Source organism: Sphingomonas albertensis, assembly GCF_014358075.1.
GTDB lineage: Bacteria > Pseudomonadota > Alphaproteobacteria > Sphingomonadales > Sphingomonadaceae > Sphingomonas > Sphingomonas albertensis.
Genome location: NZ_JACONT010000008.1, coordinates 82,193 through 97,970 on the forward strand (window position 1 = coordinate 82,193; position 15,778 = coordinate 97,970).

The 15,778-nt window shown below is 68.3% G+C and carries 14 protein-coding genes; 7 read left to right on the forward strand and 7 right to left on the reverse strand.

Annotated features, from left to right (window positions below; translation table 11 throughout):
- Positions 1–71: 71 nt before the first annotated feature.
- The 3 genes from H8S47_RS05860 (at position 72) to H8S47_RS05870 (ending at position 2,791) form a co-directional block, all read left to right on the forward strand.
- Positions 72–1,373: a CitMHS family transporter gene (locus H8S47_RS05860; protein WP_187502984.1), complete on the forward strand. Its 1,302-nt coding sequence runs from the start codon at positions 72–74 to the stop codon at positions 1,371–1,373.
- Positions 1,374–1,413: 40 nt separating this feature from the next.
- Entirely contained in the window at positions 1,414–2,073 is a 660-nt protein-coding gene (locus tag H8S47_RS05865) for an alpha/beta fold hydrolase (RefSeq protein ID WP_187502985.1), read from the forward strand.
- A 151-nt stretch (positions 2,074–2,224) separates the two neighbouring features.
- On the forward strand, positions 2,225–2,791 hold the full coding sequence (locus tag H8S47_RS05870) for a GNAT family N-acetyltransferase (protein WP_187502986.1): 567 nt from the start codon (positions 2,225–2,227) through the stop codon (positions 2,789–2,791).
- Here H8S47_RS05870 and H8S47_RS05875 read toward each other — a convergent pair.
- The 4 genes from H8S47_RS05875 to H8S47_RS05890 form a co-directional block, all read right to left on the reverse strand.
- The gene (locus tag H8S47_RS05875) at positions 2,760–5,402 is read right to left on the reverse strand and encodes a cation-translocating P-type ATPase (RefSeq protein WP_187502987.1); all 2,643 of its coding nucleotides are present in this window, start codon (positions 5,400–5,402) and stop codon (positions 2,760–2,762) included. The two genes, H8S47_RS05870 and H8S47_RS05875, sit on opposite strands and share 32 nt — an antisense overlap.
- Positions 5,399–6,340, reverse strand: a complete 942-nt coding sequence (locus tag H8S47_RS05880; protein WP_187502988.1) for a L,D-transpeptidase — start codon at positions 6,338–6,340, stop codon at positions 5,399–5,401. The genes H8S47_RS05875 and H8S47_RS05880 overlap by 4 nt, the downstream gene beginning before the upstream one ends.
- Positions 6,341–6,596: 256 nt before the next feature.
- Positions 6,597–7,337 carry a VIT1/CCC1 transporter family protein gene (locus H8S47_RS05885; protein ID WP_187502989.1) on the reverse strand — a complete coding sequence of 247 codons (741 nt, stop codon included), beginning with the start codon at positions 7,335–7,337 and terminating at the stop codon, positions 6,597–6,599.
- Positions 7,337–7,987, reverse strand: coding sequence for a BON domain-containing protein (locus H8S47_RS05890; RefSeq protein WP_187502990.1), 651 nt, complete (start codon positions 7,985–7,987; stop codon positions 7,337–7,339). Before H8S47_RS05890 ends, H8S47_RS05885 begins: the two co-directional genes overlap by 1 nt.
- Before the next feature lie 170 nt (positions 7,988–8,157).
- On the opposite strand from H8S47_RS05890, the gene H8S47_RS05895 reads away from it, so the two are divergent.
- From H8S47_RS05895 to H8S47_RS05910, 4 genes are all read left to right on the forward strand, one after another.
- Positions 8,158–8,976, forward strand: coding sequence for a universal stress protein (locus tag H8S47_RS05895; protein ID WP_187502991.1), 819 nt, complete (start codon positions 8,158–8,160; stop codon positions 8,974–8,976).
- 256 nt (positions 8,977–9,232) lie between these two features.
- A complete protein-coding gene (locus tag H8S47_RS05900; RefSeq protein WP_187502992.1) occupies positions 9,233–10,792 on the forward strand; it encodes a PAS domain-containing sensor histidine kinase in 1,560 nt (519 codons plus the stop codon).
- A complete protein-coding gene (locus H8S47_RS05905; RefSeq protein WP_187502993.1) occupies positions 10,785–11,417 on the forward strand; it encodes a response regulator transcription factor in 633 nt (210 codons plus the stop codon). The genes H8S47_RS05900 and H8S47_RS05905 overlap by 8 nt, the downstream gene beginning before the upstream one ends.
- An 83-nt stretch (positions 11,418–11,500) precedes the next feature.
- Positions 11,501–11,938 (forward strand): response regulator transcription factor, encoded by a 438-nt coding sequence (locus H8S47_RS05910; protein ID WP_187502994.1) that lies wholly within the window; start codon positions 11,501–11,503, stop codon positions 11,936–11,938.
- Positions 11,939–11,993: 55 nt separating this feature from the next.
- Here the strand turns inward: H8S47_RS05910 and H8S47_RS05915 are convergent, their stop codons facing one another.
- The 3 genes from H8S47_RS05915 to H8S47_RS05925 form a co-directional block, all read right to left on the reverse strand.
- Positions 11,994–12,278, reverse strand: a complete 285-nt coding sequence (locus tag H8S47_RS05915; protein WP_187502995.1) for a hypothetical protein — start codon at positions 12,276–12,278, stop codon at positions 11,994–11,996.
- A gap of 129 nt (positions 12,279–12,407) precedes the next feature.
- The gene (locus H8S47_RS05920; RefSeq protein WP_187502996.1) at positions 12,408–13,436 is read right to left on the reverse strand and encodes an acetate/propionate family kinase; all 1,029 of its coding nucleotides are present in this window, start codon (positions 13,434–13,436) and stop codon (positions 12,408–12,410) included.
- Complete coding sequence (locus tag H8S47_RS05925) at positions 13,424–15,754, reverse strand: phosphoketolase family protein (protein WP_235982635.1); 2,331 nt, start codon at positions 15,752–15,754, stop codon at positions 13,424–13,426. The genes H8S47_RS05920 and H8S47_RS05925 overlap by 13 nt, the downstream gene beginning before the upstream one ends.
- Between the last annotated feature and the right edge of the window lie 24 nt (positions 15,755–15,778).

The window sequence follows — 15,778 nt, forward strand, 5'->3', positions numbered from 1 at the left end:
TCGACATTGACTGCGACGGCCCTTGCCACCGCCCGCACCCCCTTTTTCACGCCCTTTCCTAGGACGATGCGATGAACCTTGCCCTGCTCGGCTTCCTGATGGTCGCCACGTTCATGACGTTGATCATGACCAAGAAGATGACGCCACTGGTCGCGCTCATCGTGATCCCGTCGATCTTCGGCGTGTTCGCGGGCGAGGCCGCGGGCCTCGGCCCGATGATGATCGACGGCATCAAGAACCTTGCGCCGACCGGCGTCATGCTGCTGTTCGCGATCCTGTTCTTCTCGACGATGACCGACACCGGCCTGTTCGATCCGCTGGTCGGGCGGCTGATCCGGATGGTCCACGGCGATCCGATGCGGATTCTGATCGGCACGGTCGTGCTGTGCGCGCTCGTCAGCCTCGATGGCGACGGATCGACGACGTACATCATCACGATCGCCGCGCTGCTGCCGCTCTACAAGCGCTTCAACATGAACCGGCTGTACCTCGTCTGCCTGTTGATGACGACGAGCGGGATCATGAACCTGACACCGTGGGGCGGGCCGACCGCGCGCGCAGCGAGTGCGCTGAAGCTCGATCCCGCAACGCTGTTCCTGCCGCTGATCCCCGGCATGATCGCGGGGCTCGCCTTCCTGATCGGCCTCGCCGTGTATTTCGGGCGTAAGGAGCGTGTCCGGATGGGTGAAGCCGGCATCACGGCGGACACCGAGTTCACCGGCATGGCCGTCTCGCAATATCCCGAAGCGCGCCGTCCCAAGCTGATCTGGTTCAACGCCGCGCTCGTCATCACGCTGCTGACGTTGCTCGTCTGGGGCATCCTGCCGCTGTCGGTGCTGATGATGCTCGCGTTCGCGATCGCGATGATCGTCAATTATCCCGGCGTCGCCGACCAGAAGGAGCGCATCTCCGCGCATGCCGGCAACGTGCTGGCGGTGGTGTCGCTGATCTTCGCGGCGGGCATCTTCACCGGCATTCTCGGCGGTACCGGCATGGTCGAGGCGATGAGCAAGGCGGTCGTCGGCGTGATCCCGCCCGCGCTCGGGCCGTACATGGCGCCGATCACCGCGGTGCTGAGCATGCCGGCCACCTTCTTCATCTCGAACGACGCGTTCTACTTCGGCATGCTGCCGATCCTCGCCGAGGCCGGCGCGCATTACGGCGTGGCACCCGAAGCGATCGCCCGTGCCTCGCTGATGGGCCAGCCGGTCCACCTGCTCAGCCCGCTGGTGCCGTCGACCTATCTGCTGGTCAGCCTCGTCGGGATCGACCTCGCCGATCACCAGCGCTTCACGCTCGTGCCGGCGATCGCCGTCTGCACGGTGATGACGCTGGTCGGCATGATCGCGCTCGCCTTCCCGTTCGTCGCCTGAGGTGAGCATCCCCGCAACCCGCCGCAACCGGAGATTTCGCATGGTCCGACCGCGTACACCGTTGATGCTGCTCCCCGCGATGGGCTGCGACGGGCAGCTCTGGGCCCGCCAGATCGTCGACCTCGCCGGGATCGCGCAAGTGGAGTTCGGCGACCTGTCGCAGGACGATACGCTGTCGGCGATGGCCGCGCGTGTCCTCGCCGCAGCACCGCCGCGGTTCGCGGTCGCCGGCGTCAGCCTCGGCGGCTATGTCGCGATGGAGATGGTCCGCCAGGCCCCAGACCGGATCGAGCGGATCGCGCTGTTCGGGACGCGCGGATCGATGGACGTCCGCCCGCGCACCGTGGCCGGCCAGGGCATGCTCGCCACCGCGCCGCATGCCGATCCGCGGCTCAGCGCGATCGTCAGCGGCCCGGCACAAGCGATGGCCGACCGCGTCGGCCCGGTCGTGTTCGAACGCCAGCAACGCTCGCTGCTCGCCCGGCCCGACATCAGCGAGGCGATCGCCGCGATCCACGTGCCTACGCTGGTCACGGTCGGCGATCGCGACCGGATTTGCACCCCGGACGACGCGCTGTCGCTGAGCTTGCGGATTCCGGGCGCACGCTTCCATTTGCTCCGCGGATGCGGCCATCTTTCCCCGCTGGAACGCCCGGGCGAGGTTACCTCGGTGCTCCGCCAATGGCTCAGGCAGGACTGACCGTCGCTCCGTCGGCGTGGATGGTGCGCGCCGGTCCGCCCGGCCCCGCGACGCTACGTGGTTTCCGATGCTGGGGCGCCATCCGTGTTCCCGCTAGGCGAGTGCGTGTTCCGGCTGTCGGAACATGCACTCGCAAAAAGGGCTCCACGCCATGGTCGAACTCACCCTCGCGGATCGTCGCGCCACCTCCGGGACGACGGCGTCGAGCGCCGACCTGACGACGCGGAACGGCTATGTCTTCCGTGTCCGGCCCGCGGCACCGTCCGACGAAGCCGAATTGGGAGAGCTGTTTCGGCACGTCGACCGCGACGATCTGCGGTTTCGGTTTCTCAGTGCGATCCACAAGGTCGGGCATGACCAGCTGAAGGCGCTGGTCACGGTCGATCACGAGCATGTCGAGAATTTCCTCGCCTTCGACATCGCCAGCGGGCGCATGATCGCGACGGCGATGCTGGCGGCGGACGACACGCTCAGCCGCGCCGAAGTAGCGCTGGCGATCCGGACCGACTATAAGAGGCTCGGGATCAGCTGGACGCTGCTCGATCACGTCGCGGCGTTCGCGCGGGCGAAGGGGATCCAGACGCTGGAATCGATCGAAAGCCGCGACAATCATCAGGCGATCGACCTCGAGCGCGAGCGCGGCTGGATTGCATCGGCCTGTCCGGGCGATCCAGCCTCGATGGTCCTCAGGATGACCCTGACGCCGCCAGCCGCCTGACGCGCGCGACGGTCCACTTCGTTGCCTCGGTCACGATCACGGTCGCGACCGTCGCGACGAGGCAGAAGCGGAGCGTTCCCGCCGTCACGGGCGACGTGCCGAGCACCCCGCCGAGCGGCGGCCACAGCATCGCGGTCGCCTGCAACGCCAGCGCGATACCGACGCCCAGCAACAGCCACGCGTTCGACAATACCGGCTCGCGCAAGATCGAGCGCCGCTCGCTGCGCATGCACAGTACGTAGACGTTCTGGAACAGCACGGTCATCAGCAGCACTGCGTTCTGGATCTCGGCAAGCGGGCGCCCCTCACGCTGCATGCCCGCCACGAGATACAGCGCGAGCCCAGTCATCAACAGCGCGGGCGGGATCATCAGCGCGATCGCGCTCCGGTCGAGGATCGGCGCGCTCGGCGGACGTGGCGGCTGGCGCAGTTCGTCGCCCTCGCCGCGGCCGAAGCCGAGCATCACGTCCTGCGCGCCGTTGGTGACGAGATTGAGCCACAACAGCTGCACCGCGGTCAGCGGCATCGGCAGGCCGAGCATCACCGCGCCGATGAACATGCCGATCTCGGCGATCCCGGTGGCGAGCAGAATGATGACGATCCGCCGGACGTTGGCATAGGTCACGCGCCCCTCCTCGACCCCGGCGACGATCGACGCGAAATTGTCGTCGGCGAGCACGAGGTCGGCGGCGCCGCGCGCGACGTCGGTGCCGGCGACGCCCATCGCCACGCCGATATGCGCAGCCTGGAGTGCGGGCGCATCGTTGACGCCGTCGCCGGTGACCGCAACCAGTTCACCGCTAGCGGCCAGGATGCGGACGATCTCGAGCTTCTGCACCGGCTCGATCCGCGCGAACACGCGGCCGCCGAGCACCAGCGCGGCGAGTTGCTCGGGCTGGCCCGCGAGATCGGTCATCTGCGCGCCGGTGACGACCTGCTCCTCGGTGACCTCGAGCCCGAGCCCGCGGGCGATCGTCAGGGCCGTGCCGGGATGATCGCCGGTGACCATCCGCACGCCGATCCCCGCCTCGGCACAGCGCGCGACCGCGGCGGGAACTTCGGGACGGACCGGGTCGATCAGCCCGATCCAGCCGAGCAGCACGAGATCGGTCGGCGCGGTCGGATCGGTGGTCGTCGCGCCCGCCGACGCGGCGACTGCGATAACGCGATAGCCTTCGTCGGCCATCGCCAGCGCGGCGGCGAACGCGCCGGGGTCGATCGTACGACACATCTGCCGGATGATCTCGGGCGCACCCTTGGCGAACACGCGGACGCCCTGCCCGTCGGCCACCGCGACGGTCGAGAATTTGCGGACCGGTTCGTAAGGCAGCGCCGCGGTCCGCTTGACCGCATGCAGCGCGGCCAAATCCTCGCCGCCATCGCCCGCGAACCGCAGCAACGCGACGTCGACCGAATCCCCAACCGGCGTACCGTCGGGGCCGATCGATGCCTCGTTGCACAGCGCAGCGGCGCGGCGCATCTCCGCCAGACTGTCCGCAGGCCAGTCTGCGCTCGCGAAAACCCGTCCGTCGGCGAGCAGTATCTTCTCCACCGAGAGGATATTCCGCGTCAGCGTGCCCGTCTTGTCGCTGGCGATGATCGTGCACGCGCCCAGTCCCTCGACCGCGGGCAGCGAGCGGACGATCACCTTCCGCGCCGCCATCCGCCGGGTCCCCGCCGCCAGCGCGACGGTCACCGCGATGGACAGGCCTTCGGGGATCGCCGACACCGCCAGCGCTACCGCGAGCAGCAGGATCTGGTCGCCCGGCCGCCCCTGCATCACCAGGACGAGCGCGAACGGGATGATCAGCACGATCGTCGCGATGCTGATCTGCCGCGCCAGTCGGTCGAGCCGGACGACGAGCGGTGGCGGCGTTGCCTTCGCGGTCCGCAACGACGCGTCGATCGCACCCAGCGCGGTATCCGCTCCGGTCGCGACGACGACGCCGGTACCACGCCCCTGCTCGATCATCGTGCCGGCCAGCACCATCGTCGTGCGCTCGCCGGGCGGGATACTGTCGGGCAACACCGCCGTCTGGTCCTTCGCGACCGCCACAGATTCACCGGTGAAGGTCGACTGGTCGACGCGCAGCGCGCTGCTCGACGACAGGCGGATATCCGCGGGCACGGCCATCCCGCTCTCCAGCGCGACGACATCGCCGACGACGATCGCGCGCGCGTCGACCACCGATACCGCGCCGCCGCGCAGGACGGTCGCGGTCTGGCCGATCATCCGGCCGAGCGCGGCGAGGCTGTCCGCCGCCTTGCTCTCCTGCACCGTGCCGATCGCCGCGTTGACGAGCAGGACGACACCGATGAACCCCGCATCGGTGCGGTGGCCGAGCCCGAGCGAGATCGCCGCCGCCGCGATCAACAGGTAGATCAGCGGACTGTTGAACTGCCGCGCGAACAGCAGCAGCGTCGAGGGCGCCGGCGGTGGCGCAAGTTCGTTCGGCCCGTCCCGAAGCAGGCGCGCGGCGGCGTCCTTCGTGTTCAGTCCCTCTGCGCTGGTATCGAGCAGCGCCATCACGCGTGCGGCGGGCGTCGCATGCCATGCCCGCGGGGCGAGTGGCTGGTCGTGCCGCTGGTCGATCGGGCGCTCGGCGATCACTGGCCGGTCGCTTCGATGATCGTCACGGGGGTACCGGTGCCGGCGCTCGCCAACGTCTCGCGCGTCACCAGCAGCGTCGTACCAGGCGTCGTCACGGTCGCCAGCGCGGCGCGGAACCCCTCCGCCAGATGCCCCTTGGCGCGATCCTCCGCGGTCAGTTCGCCGGTTCTCGGATCGCCGGGCAGCGGCAGCCGCAACCAATGCTCGCCGTCCGCATCGATCGATTGCAGCGTGAACGCGGCCGTCCGCTCGATCGGCGCATCGAACGCGATCGCGCCGGAGCCGATCTCGATCCCGTTGCGCAGCACGACCACGCGTTTGTCCCGCCCGCTGATCACGATCGAGACCGGCCCCTTGGGCGACAGCGCCGGGTTCCACACGAAGTCCCCGCCCGCCGATCCTGCCGACGTCAGCATGCCCGGCTTGGCGGCCACCACCGGAACGCGCGCGTCCTGCGTGATGACGACGGTGATCCCGAGCCGGGTGATCCCGAACAGCAGTTTGGCGAACGCAGGCGGCAGGCGGATGCAGCCATGCGACGCCGGATAGCCCGGCAGATTGCCCGCATGCATCGCGATCCCGCCCCAGGTCAGCCGCTGCATGAACGGCATCGCTGCGTCCTTGTAGAGGTTCGATACGTGATCCACGTCCTTCTGGAGCACGGTGAAGACCCCGGTCGGCGTCGCATGGCCATCGCTGCCGGTCGACACGGTCGAAACCCCGATCGCCACGCCGTTGCGATAGGCATAGGCCTTTTGCGTGGCGAGGCTGACGATCACCGTCACCGGTCCGGCGGGCGCGATCTCGGGTGCCCAGAGATATTCGCCGGGCTTGAGTTGCTCGATCCGGCCGTCGACGCTCGACGGCGTTTGCGCCGAAGCCGTGGTCGCGAAAAGGAGGGCGAGCGCGAGGCTGCACGTCAGGCGGCGCGTCGTCATGGTGGGTTCCGATCGTAGAGGTGTCGCCGAAAAGGCGGTCGACCAGACGCTACCGCTCGCGCCGCGCCCGCATCACCATCGGAAACTACGCATCGGATCGTCACGATCCTCCCCCGCAAGGGGGAGGTGGCAGGCGCAGCCTGACGGAGGGGGAGGAAAGGGATAACGCCTGTTCCGTGTCCGCCCCTCCGTCTGGCAAGAGCCAGCCACCTCCCCCTTGCGGGAGAGGATCGTTTAGCCGTCCGCCTGACTGCCATCACACCGCGCCGCCGATGAGCTTCCCGATCGCCGCGGTCGCCGCCATCGCGAACGCCCCCCAGAAGGTGACGCGGACCGTGCCGCGCCAGACGATCGCGCCGCCGGTCCTCGCGCCGATCGCGCCGAGCAGCGCCAGGAACAGCAGCGAGCCGATCCCCACCGCCCAAACGAGCAGCCCCGGCGACACCACGAACACAGTCAGCAACGGCAGCGCCGCGCCGACCGTGAAGCTCGCCGCGGACGCGAACGCCGCCTGCACCGGCCGCGCGCGTGCCCCAAGTGGAATGTCGAGTTCGTCGCGGGCGTGCGCGCCAAGCGCATCCTTCGCCATCAACTGCGCCGCGACCGTCGTTGCGGTGGCCTGGTCCACCCCGCGCGCGACGTAGATCGCCGCCAGTTCGGCCAGTTCGCCGCCTGGATCGTCGACCAGCTCGCGCCGTTCCCGCGCGAGTTCGGCATTCTCGGTATCCGCCTGCGCGCTGACCGAGACATACTCGCCCGCCGCCATCGACATCGCGCCGGCGACCAGCCCCGCCGTCCCCGCGATGACGATAGCGCTCGTCTGGTCCGCACCCGGCGCGGACGCCGCCGCGACGCCGATGATCAGGCTCGCGGTCGACACGATCCCGTCATTGGCGCCGAGCACCGCCGCGCGAAGCCAGCCGATCCGGTCGACGACATGACGCTCCCCGTCGCTGGCGCCGTCGCTGGCGCCGTGGCTGGAGATCGCGCGAGCCATCACGCGATTTCGAGCATGTTCTCGACCTTCACCGCGCCCGGCGCCGCCCAGGCGGTCCGTTCGGCGACCATCCGGTCATGCGGCGAATCGACCGATCCGGTGAGCCGCACCGTGCCACCGTCGACCGACACCTTGATCGTGTCGCCATCGAAGAACCATGAGCGGTGCAGCGCGGTGCGGATGTCGTTGCTGACATCGGTGACGTCGACGCGCGGCTTCAGCGTGATGTGGTTGACCACGCCGACCACGCCCGCGAGCGGCCGAACAGCCGCCTCGGCCGCATCCTTCTGGAAATGCCAGCGCACTTCGCCGCGCAGGCTGACCCAGCCGTCCTCGACCTGCGCCTTGATGCAGTCGGCCGGGATCGTCGTGTCCCAGGACAGCCGCTCGACGATCGCGCTGGCGATCGCCTCGTCGCCACGCTTGAAGCGTTCCTCCAGCTGGACTTCGATCTTTTCCGCGACCGCCTTGACGCCGTCGACACGCGCCGCGGCCCGTTCGGCGGCGTATTTCGCCGCGTAGCTGCCGGCGTGACCGCTCAGCGTCACGACGCCGTTGTTCGCGGTGACGCCGATATGCCCGGCGGGCACGCTCGGATCCCAGTTGAGTTCGGCGAGTACGGCCTTCTGCAATCTTGCGTCGTGGGACATGACACTCTCCTGAAGCGACGCGGGGAGGCCCGGCCGGTGATCGCGAACCTATCGATGCGGCCGATCGCGGCCAGGGTCGGGAACTACGCATGCCACGCCCCTGCGTAATTCCCGATCCTTTCCCGTATCCCCCAGAACGCCGAAAGTTCGGCGAAAGAGGGAGACCGCGCATGACCTATTCGACCCTGATGGTGCATCTCGATGGCGGGCGTCCCAACGCCGCCCTGCTCGACGTCGCGGCCACGCTCGCCGACCGATACGACGCCGCGGTGATCGGCATCGCCGCGTGCCAGCCGGTCCAGATCGGCACGTGCGACGGCTATCTCGGCGGCGAATATGCGGTGATCGAGCGCGATATCGTCGCCAGCGAACTCGCCCGCGCCAAGACCGAGTTCCACGCGCATGAACGACTCGCGCGGCATACGCTCGAATGGCGCTCGATTCCGACGCTCGCCAACATCGCGCACGTCGTGGCCGAGCATGCGCGCGCCGCCGATCTCGTCATCACCAGCGCAGGGCCAGGGTTCGCCGACCTCGCGACGCATGCCGATACCGGGGAACTGATCCTGCGCGCAGGCCGCCCGGTGCTGGTCGTTCCCGACGGCGCCGCCACCGCGACCTTCGAAACCGTCATGGTCGCCTGGACCGACACCCGCGAATGCCGCCGCGCGATCAGCGATGGGCTGCCGATGCTCCACGCCGCCGACCGCGTCGTCATCGCCGAGGTCGCGATCGACGCGATCGACGCACGGGCGCCGGTCGCCGATGCCGCCGCCTGGCTCGCACGCCACGGCATCGACGCGGACAAGATCGTCGCGCGGATGAAGGGCACCAGCATCGACACGCTCGCCGCAGTCGCCGACGAGGTCGAGGCCGATCTCGTCGTCGCGGGCGCCTACGGCCATAGCCGGATCCGCGAATGGGCGTTCGGCGGCGTCACCCGCGACCTGTTGCTGCGCGACCGGCGCTGCACCCTGTTGTCGCACTGAGCCATGACCGGGAGTGGCAAGTATCTGGGGCCGCTCGCAGCGGCGAACCCAAGAATAGCGATCGGCGGGACATTATTGTCCGCAATCACGATTATCGAAGGATTATTGGCGTATAGTGAGTATTTCGCTTAACATGGGTCATATTCCGATGTCGGAGGTCGAAACCTCGACGCCCGACGGATCGGAATCGTCCGCAGGACAAGGCCCCCGTCTCAATGACTTGCCGATTCGTGCCACGAGCAACCGCACCGCCCGCATGATCGCGTCGCAATCCCCCGACGGCACTGCCGCATCCGTCGCGCGCGGCGATGCGACGCTGGCGGAGGAACTGGGGCTGCTGATCGACGGCGCGACGACCTATGCGATCTACATGCTCGATCCGCAGGGCCGCGTGACGATCTGGAACCGCGGCGCCGAGCGGATCAAGGGCTGGGCCGAGGCGGAGATCATCGGCCGCGACGTCGCGATCTTCTACCCCGCCGACGATATCGCGGCGGGCAAGCCCGAGGCCGACCTTGCCCGCGCGCATGCCTGCGGCCGGATCGAGGAAGAGAGCTGGCGGGTGCGCAAGGACGGCTCCGAGTTTCTCGCCGCTGTCACCATCACCGCGCTGCACGACGAGGCCGGCGCGCTGCGTGGGTTCGGCAAGGTCATCCGCGACATCACGCACGAAAAGGCCGCCGAGGCCGCGATCGTCCGGCGCGAACATCATCTGCGCTCGATCCTCAACACCGTCCCCGACGCGATGATCGTGATGAACGACAACGGCATCGTCGCATCGTTCAGCGCGGCCGCCGAGCTCGTCTTCGGCTATGCGGCGAGCGAGGTGGTCGGACAGAACGTCAAGATGCTGATGCCGCACGCCATCGCGCGCGACCACGACGCGCACCTGCACAAATACCGCGTCGTCGGCGAGCGCCACGTGATCGGCAACGTCCGCCTCGAACGCGCGATGCGCAAAGGGGGCGAGACGTTCCCGATCGAACTGGCGGTCGGCGAGGCGTCGATCGGCGGCGAGCGGATCTTCACCGGCTTCATCCGCGACCTCACCAATCGCCACGCGACCGAGCGGCGCCTGAAGGAACTCCAGTCCGAACTCGTCCACGTCTCCCGCGTCAGCGCGATGGGAACGATGGCGTCGACGCTGGCGCACGAGATCAATCAGCCGCTGACCGCGATCGCCAATTATCTCGAAGCCACGCGCGCGATGATCGGTGACAGCGACGATCCGCTGTTGGCCGACGTAGCCGAGGCGCTGGATCTGGCGGCGGCGCAGTCGTTGCGCGCGGGGACGATCGTCCGGCGGCTGCGCGCGTTCGTCGACGGCGGCGATACCGGGTTTCGCGACGAACGGCTCGACCTGCTCGTCGAGGAGGCGACCAGCCTTGGACTGCTCGGCGCGCACGAGGCCGGCATCACGGTGACCAGGCACGTCGCGCCGGGCGACGTCACGGTGCTGGTCGACCGTATCCAGATCCAGCAGGTGCTGGTCAATCTGATCCGCAACGCGATCCAGTCGATGGCATGCTCGCCCGCAAAGGTGCTGACGATCGCCACCGCCCCCGAACGCGAGGGCTGTATGCAGATCACCGTCGCCGACACCGGCACCGGCATCGACAGCGAAGTCCGCGCGCGCCTGTTCGAGGCGTTCGCGACCACCAAGGAGGACGGCATGGGCCTCGGCCTGTCGATCTGCCGGACGATCGTCGAGGCGCATGGCGGCCGCATCTGGGCGGAGGGCGTCGCCACCGGCGGCACCTCCTTCCACTTCACCGTGCCCCTCGCCCCGCTCTCAGAAGGCGAAACCCATGACTGACAAAAACCGCACGGTGCACATCGTCGACGACGACGAGGCGATCCGCCAGTCGGTCGGCTTCCTGCTGCGCAAGGCCGGCTACGCGGTCGAGACCTATCCCGCCGGCACGCACTTCCTCAAGGCCGTGACGCGCGAGACGCGGGGTTGCGTGCTGCTCGACGTGCGGATGCCCGATCTCGATGGGTTCGAGGTGCAGTCTCGCCTCGCCCAGACCGGCATCGCGCTGCCGGTGATCATGCTGACCGGCCACGGCGACGTGACACTCGCGGTCCGCGCGATCAAGGCGGGCGCGATCGAATTCCTCGAAAAGCCGTTCGAGCGCAGCGCGTTGCTGGCGGCGATCGAGTCCGCGCTGGCCCACGCCACACGATCCGACCGCGAGCACCTCGCCGCCGCCGACGCCATCGTCCGGCTCGCCGCGCTCACCCCGCGCGAACGCGACGTGCTCGACGGCATGGTGCTCGGACGCCCGAACAAGCTGATCGCCTACGACCTCGACATCGCCACCCGCACCGTCGAAGTCCACCGCGCCAATCTGATGGAGAAGCTGGCGGCACGCAGCCTGTCGGACGTCCTCCGCATCGCGTTCGCGGCGGGGTTGGGCGAGACCGCCGAGCCCGCCTGACGCCCCGCACCCAACCCGCGCCTTCTACGTACAGACGCGGCGCAGCACGCGTGTCATCCACGGTCGGGACAAAGGACCGCCCGATGACCGACCAGCCTCCCTACACCCATGACGGCATCGGCGTTTCGCTGGTCGACGGCGACCCGGTAATCCGCCGCGCACGCCAGATCATGCTGGTCTCCGAACGCTACGACGTCCGCTCCTACGCGACCTGCGCCGCGCTGCTCGCCGACCCGCGATCGCGCGACGTGTCGTGTATCGTCATCGATGTCGTGGGGGACGACGAAGAGGGCGGCGGCGCAGAAGGGGGCGGCATGGCCGCGCTCCGCGCGATGCGCGCCTCGGGTTGGCGCGGGAAGGCGATCCTGCTCGACAGCGGACCACCCTTGCCTGCGCTGGTCCACGCGGCCGAACGCCACGGCGACCGCATCCTCGACCGCACCACCGGCGACGCCCCCCTCCTCACCGCGATCGCCGCCTCGATCGACCGCGACTGGTCTAGCTGGAACGCTCAGGGTTGAAACGAAAGGCCGGGGGATACCCCCGGCCTTCACCTGTTCCACGTCGATCGGCGCCTCAACAGGCGAGCTTAAGCGTGAGGCGAGGCCGAGCTGTCGCCTTACGCAGCGTCGGCGGCGTCACCACGCGCTCCACCCGCAACACCCGCCGCCGTATCCCAGCCACCGGCTCGGCGATCAGGCAGGGCAGCGTCGCGCCAAGTGCCGCCAGCGTCTCGCCATACAAGCGCGCGAGCGTCTCATGCGCCTTCCGCGCGCAAGGCCCCGCCGCGGCGTCGGCCATCGCTCGCGTCGCGTCCAAGCGGCGCTGGAAATAGAGCATCTCGGTCTGGATAGCGTTCATGGCGAAGTCCCCGCCGGTCCGCCCTCGCCGCCGCACGATGCGGGTATCGAAGGGCTGATCCGTATCAAGACAATAGCGCGGGCGGGCGAAGCCGTCGGGCCTCGGAAAGCACGTACCTCGCGGAGGTCGTCAGGCGATTGCGGCGGCGTGGAGCGCGATCTGCGCGTCCTCCTGCGAGGGCAGTATCCGGATGTCGAGCCCGGGCAACCAGGCAAGCCCCGCACGGATCGCCCGACCGGTCGCCGCGTCGTTCTCGCCGATCCCGCCGGTGAGCACGAGCATGTCGGCACCGCCCAGCGAGACGATCATCGCCGCGACCTGCTTGCACACCGACCGCTCGAACATGCGGAGCGCGAGGTCGGCGTCCTCGGTCGCGGCGGCGCGAAGGACCCGCATGTCGCCGGACAGCCCGGAGACCCCAGCCATCCCCGATGCGTGATCGACCAGCGTCGCCAAGGCCGCGGCATCCAGTCCAGTCTCACGCAGGAGATACAGCAGCACGCCAGGATCGAGATCGCCCGTCCGCGTCGCCATCATCACGCCGCCGGACGGGGTCAGCCCCATGCTGGTGTCGATCGAGCCGCCATCGCGCACCGCGGTCACGCTCGCGCCATTGCCAAGATGCGCGATCACTAGCCGAGCGGGCCTGTCGTCGCCGAGCTGGCGGACGATCGACTCGCAGGACAGCCCGTGGAAGCCATAGCGCCGCACCCCGCCCGCCCGATACGCGCGCGGGATCGGCAGCGTGCTCGCGACGTCCGGCATCCCCGCATGGAACGCCGTGTCGAAACACGCGACCTGCGGCACGCCCGGATAGCGCGCCCCCGCCGCCCGGATCAGCGCCAATGACGCCGGCCCATGCAGCGGCGCGAACGCACACGCCGCCTCCAGGTCCGCCATCACCGCATCGTCGATCCGACAATGCGCGCTGCGATGCGACCCACCGTGGACGATCCGGTGGCCGATCACGGTAGGTGTCGCCACCCCCTTCAACGCGGTCTCGATCGTATCGAAAAAGCGCCCGTGATCGTCCGTCGTTTCGATCTTCCCACCAACGATCAGGACTGGCTCCGGATCGACCGCGTACAACCCGTATTTCAGCGACGACGACCCGCTGTTGAGCGCCAGAACTACCGCGCCCTCCTCTACCGCGACCATTGCCAGTCGCGCACCTCCGGCAGATCGTCACCCTGTTCGGCGATGTAGAGCTTGTGTCGCTCCATCGTCGTCCAATAGCGCGCCGTCTCGCGCGGTACCCGGTCCTGGAACCGCGGAATCCGCTCGATCGCATCGAGCGCCAGCCGATAGCGGTCGAGATCGTTCAGCACGACCATGTCGAACGGCGTCGTCGTCGTGCCCATCTCCTTGTATCCGCGGACATGGATATTCGCGTGGTTCGCCCGCCGATAGGTCAGCTTGTGGATCATCGCTGGATAGCCGTGGAACGCGAAAATTACCGGCGTGTCGCGCGTGAACAGCGCGTCGAACTCGCGCTCGTCCAGCCCGTGCGAATGCTCGGAACGCGGCTGCAACACCATCAGATCGACCACGTTGACCACCCGGATGCGGATATCGGGCACGTACGCACGCAGCATCGTCACCGCCGCCAGCGTCTCCAGCGTCGGTACGTCGCCCGCGCACGCCATCACCACATCAGGGTCGGGATCATCCCCCGCCCACGCCCAGATCCCCGCGCCCGCGGTGCAATGCCGCACCGCCGCGTCGATCCCTAGCCATTGCCACTCGGGCTGCTTCCCCGCGACGATCACGTTCACATAGCCACGGCTGCGCAGGCAGTGATCGCCAACCGACAACAGGCAGTTCGCGTCGGGCGGCAGATAGATCCGCGCGACGTCCGCGGTCTTGTTCGCGACGTGATCGATGAACCCCGGATCCTGGTGCGACAGGCCGTTATGATCCTGCCGCCAGACATGCGACGTCAGTAGGTAATTGAGCGAGGCGATCGGCCGCCGCCACGGGATCGTCCTGGTCGTCTTCAGCCACTTGGCATGCTGGTTGACCATCGAATCGACGATGTGGACGAATGCCTCGTAGCACGAGAACAGCCCATGCCGCCCGGTCAGCAGATAGCCCTCCAGCCACCCTTGGCAGAGATGCTCGCTCAGCACCTCCATCACCCGGCCATCGGTGCTCAGATGCTCGTCGACTGCCTCGATCTCCGCCATCCACACCTTGCCCGACACGTCGTACACGTCGGCCAGCCGGTTCGACGCGGTTTCGTCCGGCCCGAACAGGCGGAAGTTCACGCTCGCCAGATTGAGCTTCATGACGTCGCGCAGATACCGCCCGAGCACCCGCGTGGCCTCCGCCTTCACCCTACCCGGTATGTCCACCGGCACCGCAAAGCTGCGGAAATCGGGCAGCGACAAAGACACCATCAGCTCGCCGCCATTGGCATGCGGGTTCGCGCCCATCCGCCGATGCCCGGTCGGCGCGAGCGATGCGTATTCCTCCAGGAACTTGCCGTTCGCGTCGAACAGCTCCTCGGGCCGATAACTCCGCATCCACGTCTCGAGCTGGCGCAGATGCTCGGAATCCTTGAAGTCCGCGATCGGCACCTGATGCGCGCGCCACGTGCCCTCGACCGGCTTGCCGTCGACGAACTTCGGCCCGGTCCAGCCCTTCGGCGTGCGGAACACGATCATCGGCCAGCGCGGACGCTCGGGCGTCACGCCCTCGATCCGCGCCGCCGCCTGGATCGCCTGGATCTTCGCCAACGCCTTGTCGAGCGCGGCGGCGAGTTGCTGGTGGACCGCCGCCGGATCGCTGCCGCCGACATAATAGGGCTCATGCCCATAGCCGCGCAGCAACGCGTCCAGCTCATGCCCGTCGATCCGCGCCAGGATCGTCGGGTTGGCGATCTTGAAGCCGTTCAGATGCAGGATCGGCAGCACCGCACCGTCGCGCGCGGGATTGAGGAACTTGTTCGAATGCCAGCTCGCCGCCAGCGCGCCGGTCTCCGCCTCGCCGTCGCCGACAACGCACGCGACGATCAGGTCGGGATTGTCGAACGCAGCGCCGTAAGCATGCGCGAGCGAATAGCCGAGCTCGCCGCCCTCGTGAATCGATCCCGGTGTCTCGGGCGCGACATGGCTCGGGATACCACCCGGCCACGAGAACTGCCGGAACAGCCGGTGCATCCCACTGCGGCTCCGCTCGATCGCCGGATAGCGCTCGGTATACGAGCCCTCCAGATAGGTATTCGCGACCAGCCCCGGCCCGCCATGCCCCGGCCCGATGATGTTGATCATGTCGAGGTCGTGCTCGACGATCAGCCGGTTGAGATGGACGTACAGGAAGTTCAGCCCCGGCGTGGTGCCCCAATGGCCGAGCAGCCGAGGCTTCACATCGGCAATCGTCAGCGGCCGATCGAGCAACGCGTTGTCGCGCAGATAGATCTGCCCGACCGAGAGATAATTGGCCGCCCGCCAATACGCGTCCATCCGCCGCAGCATGTCCGGGGACAGCGGATGCGTCTT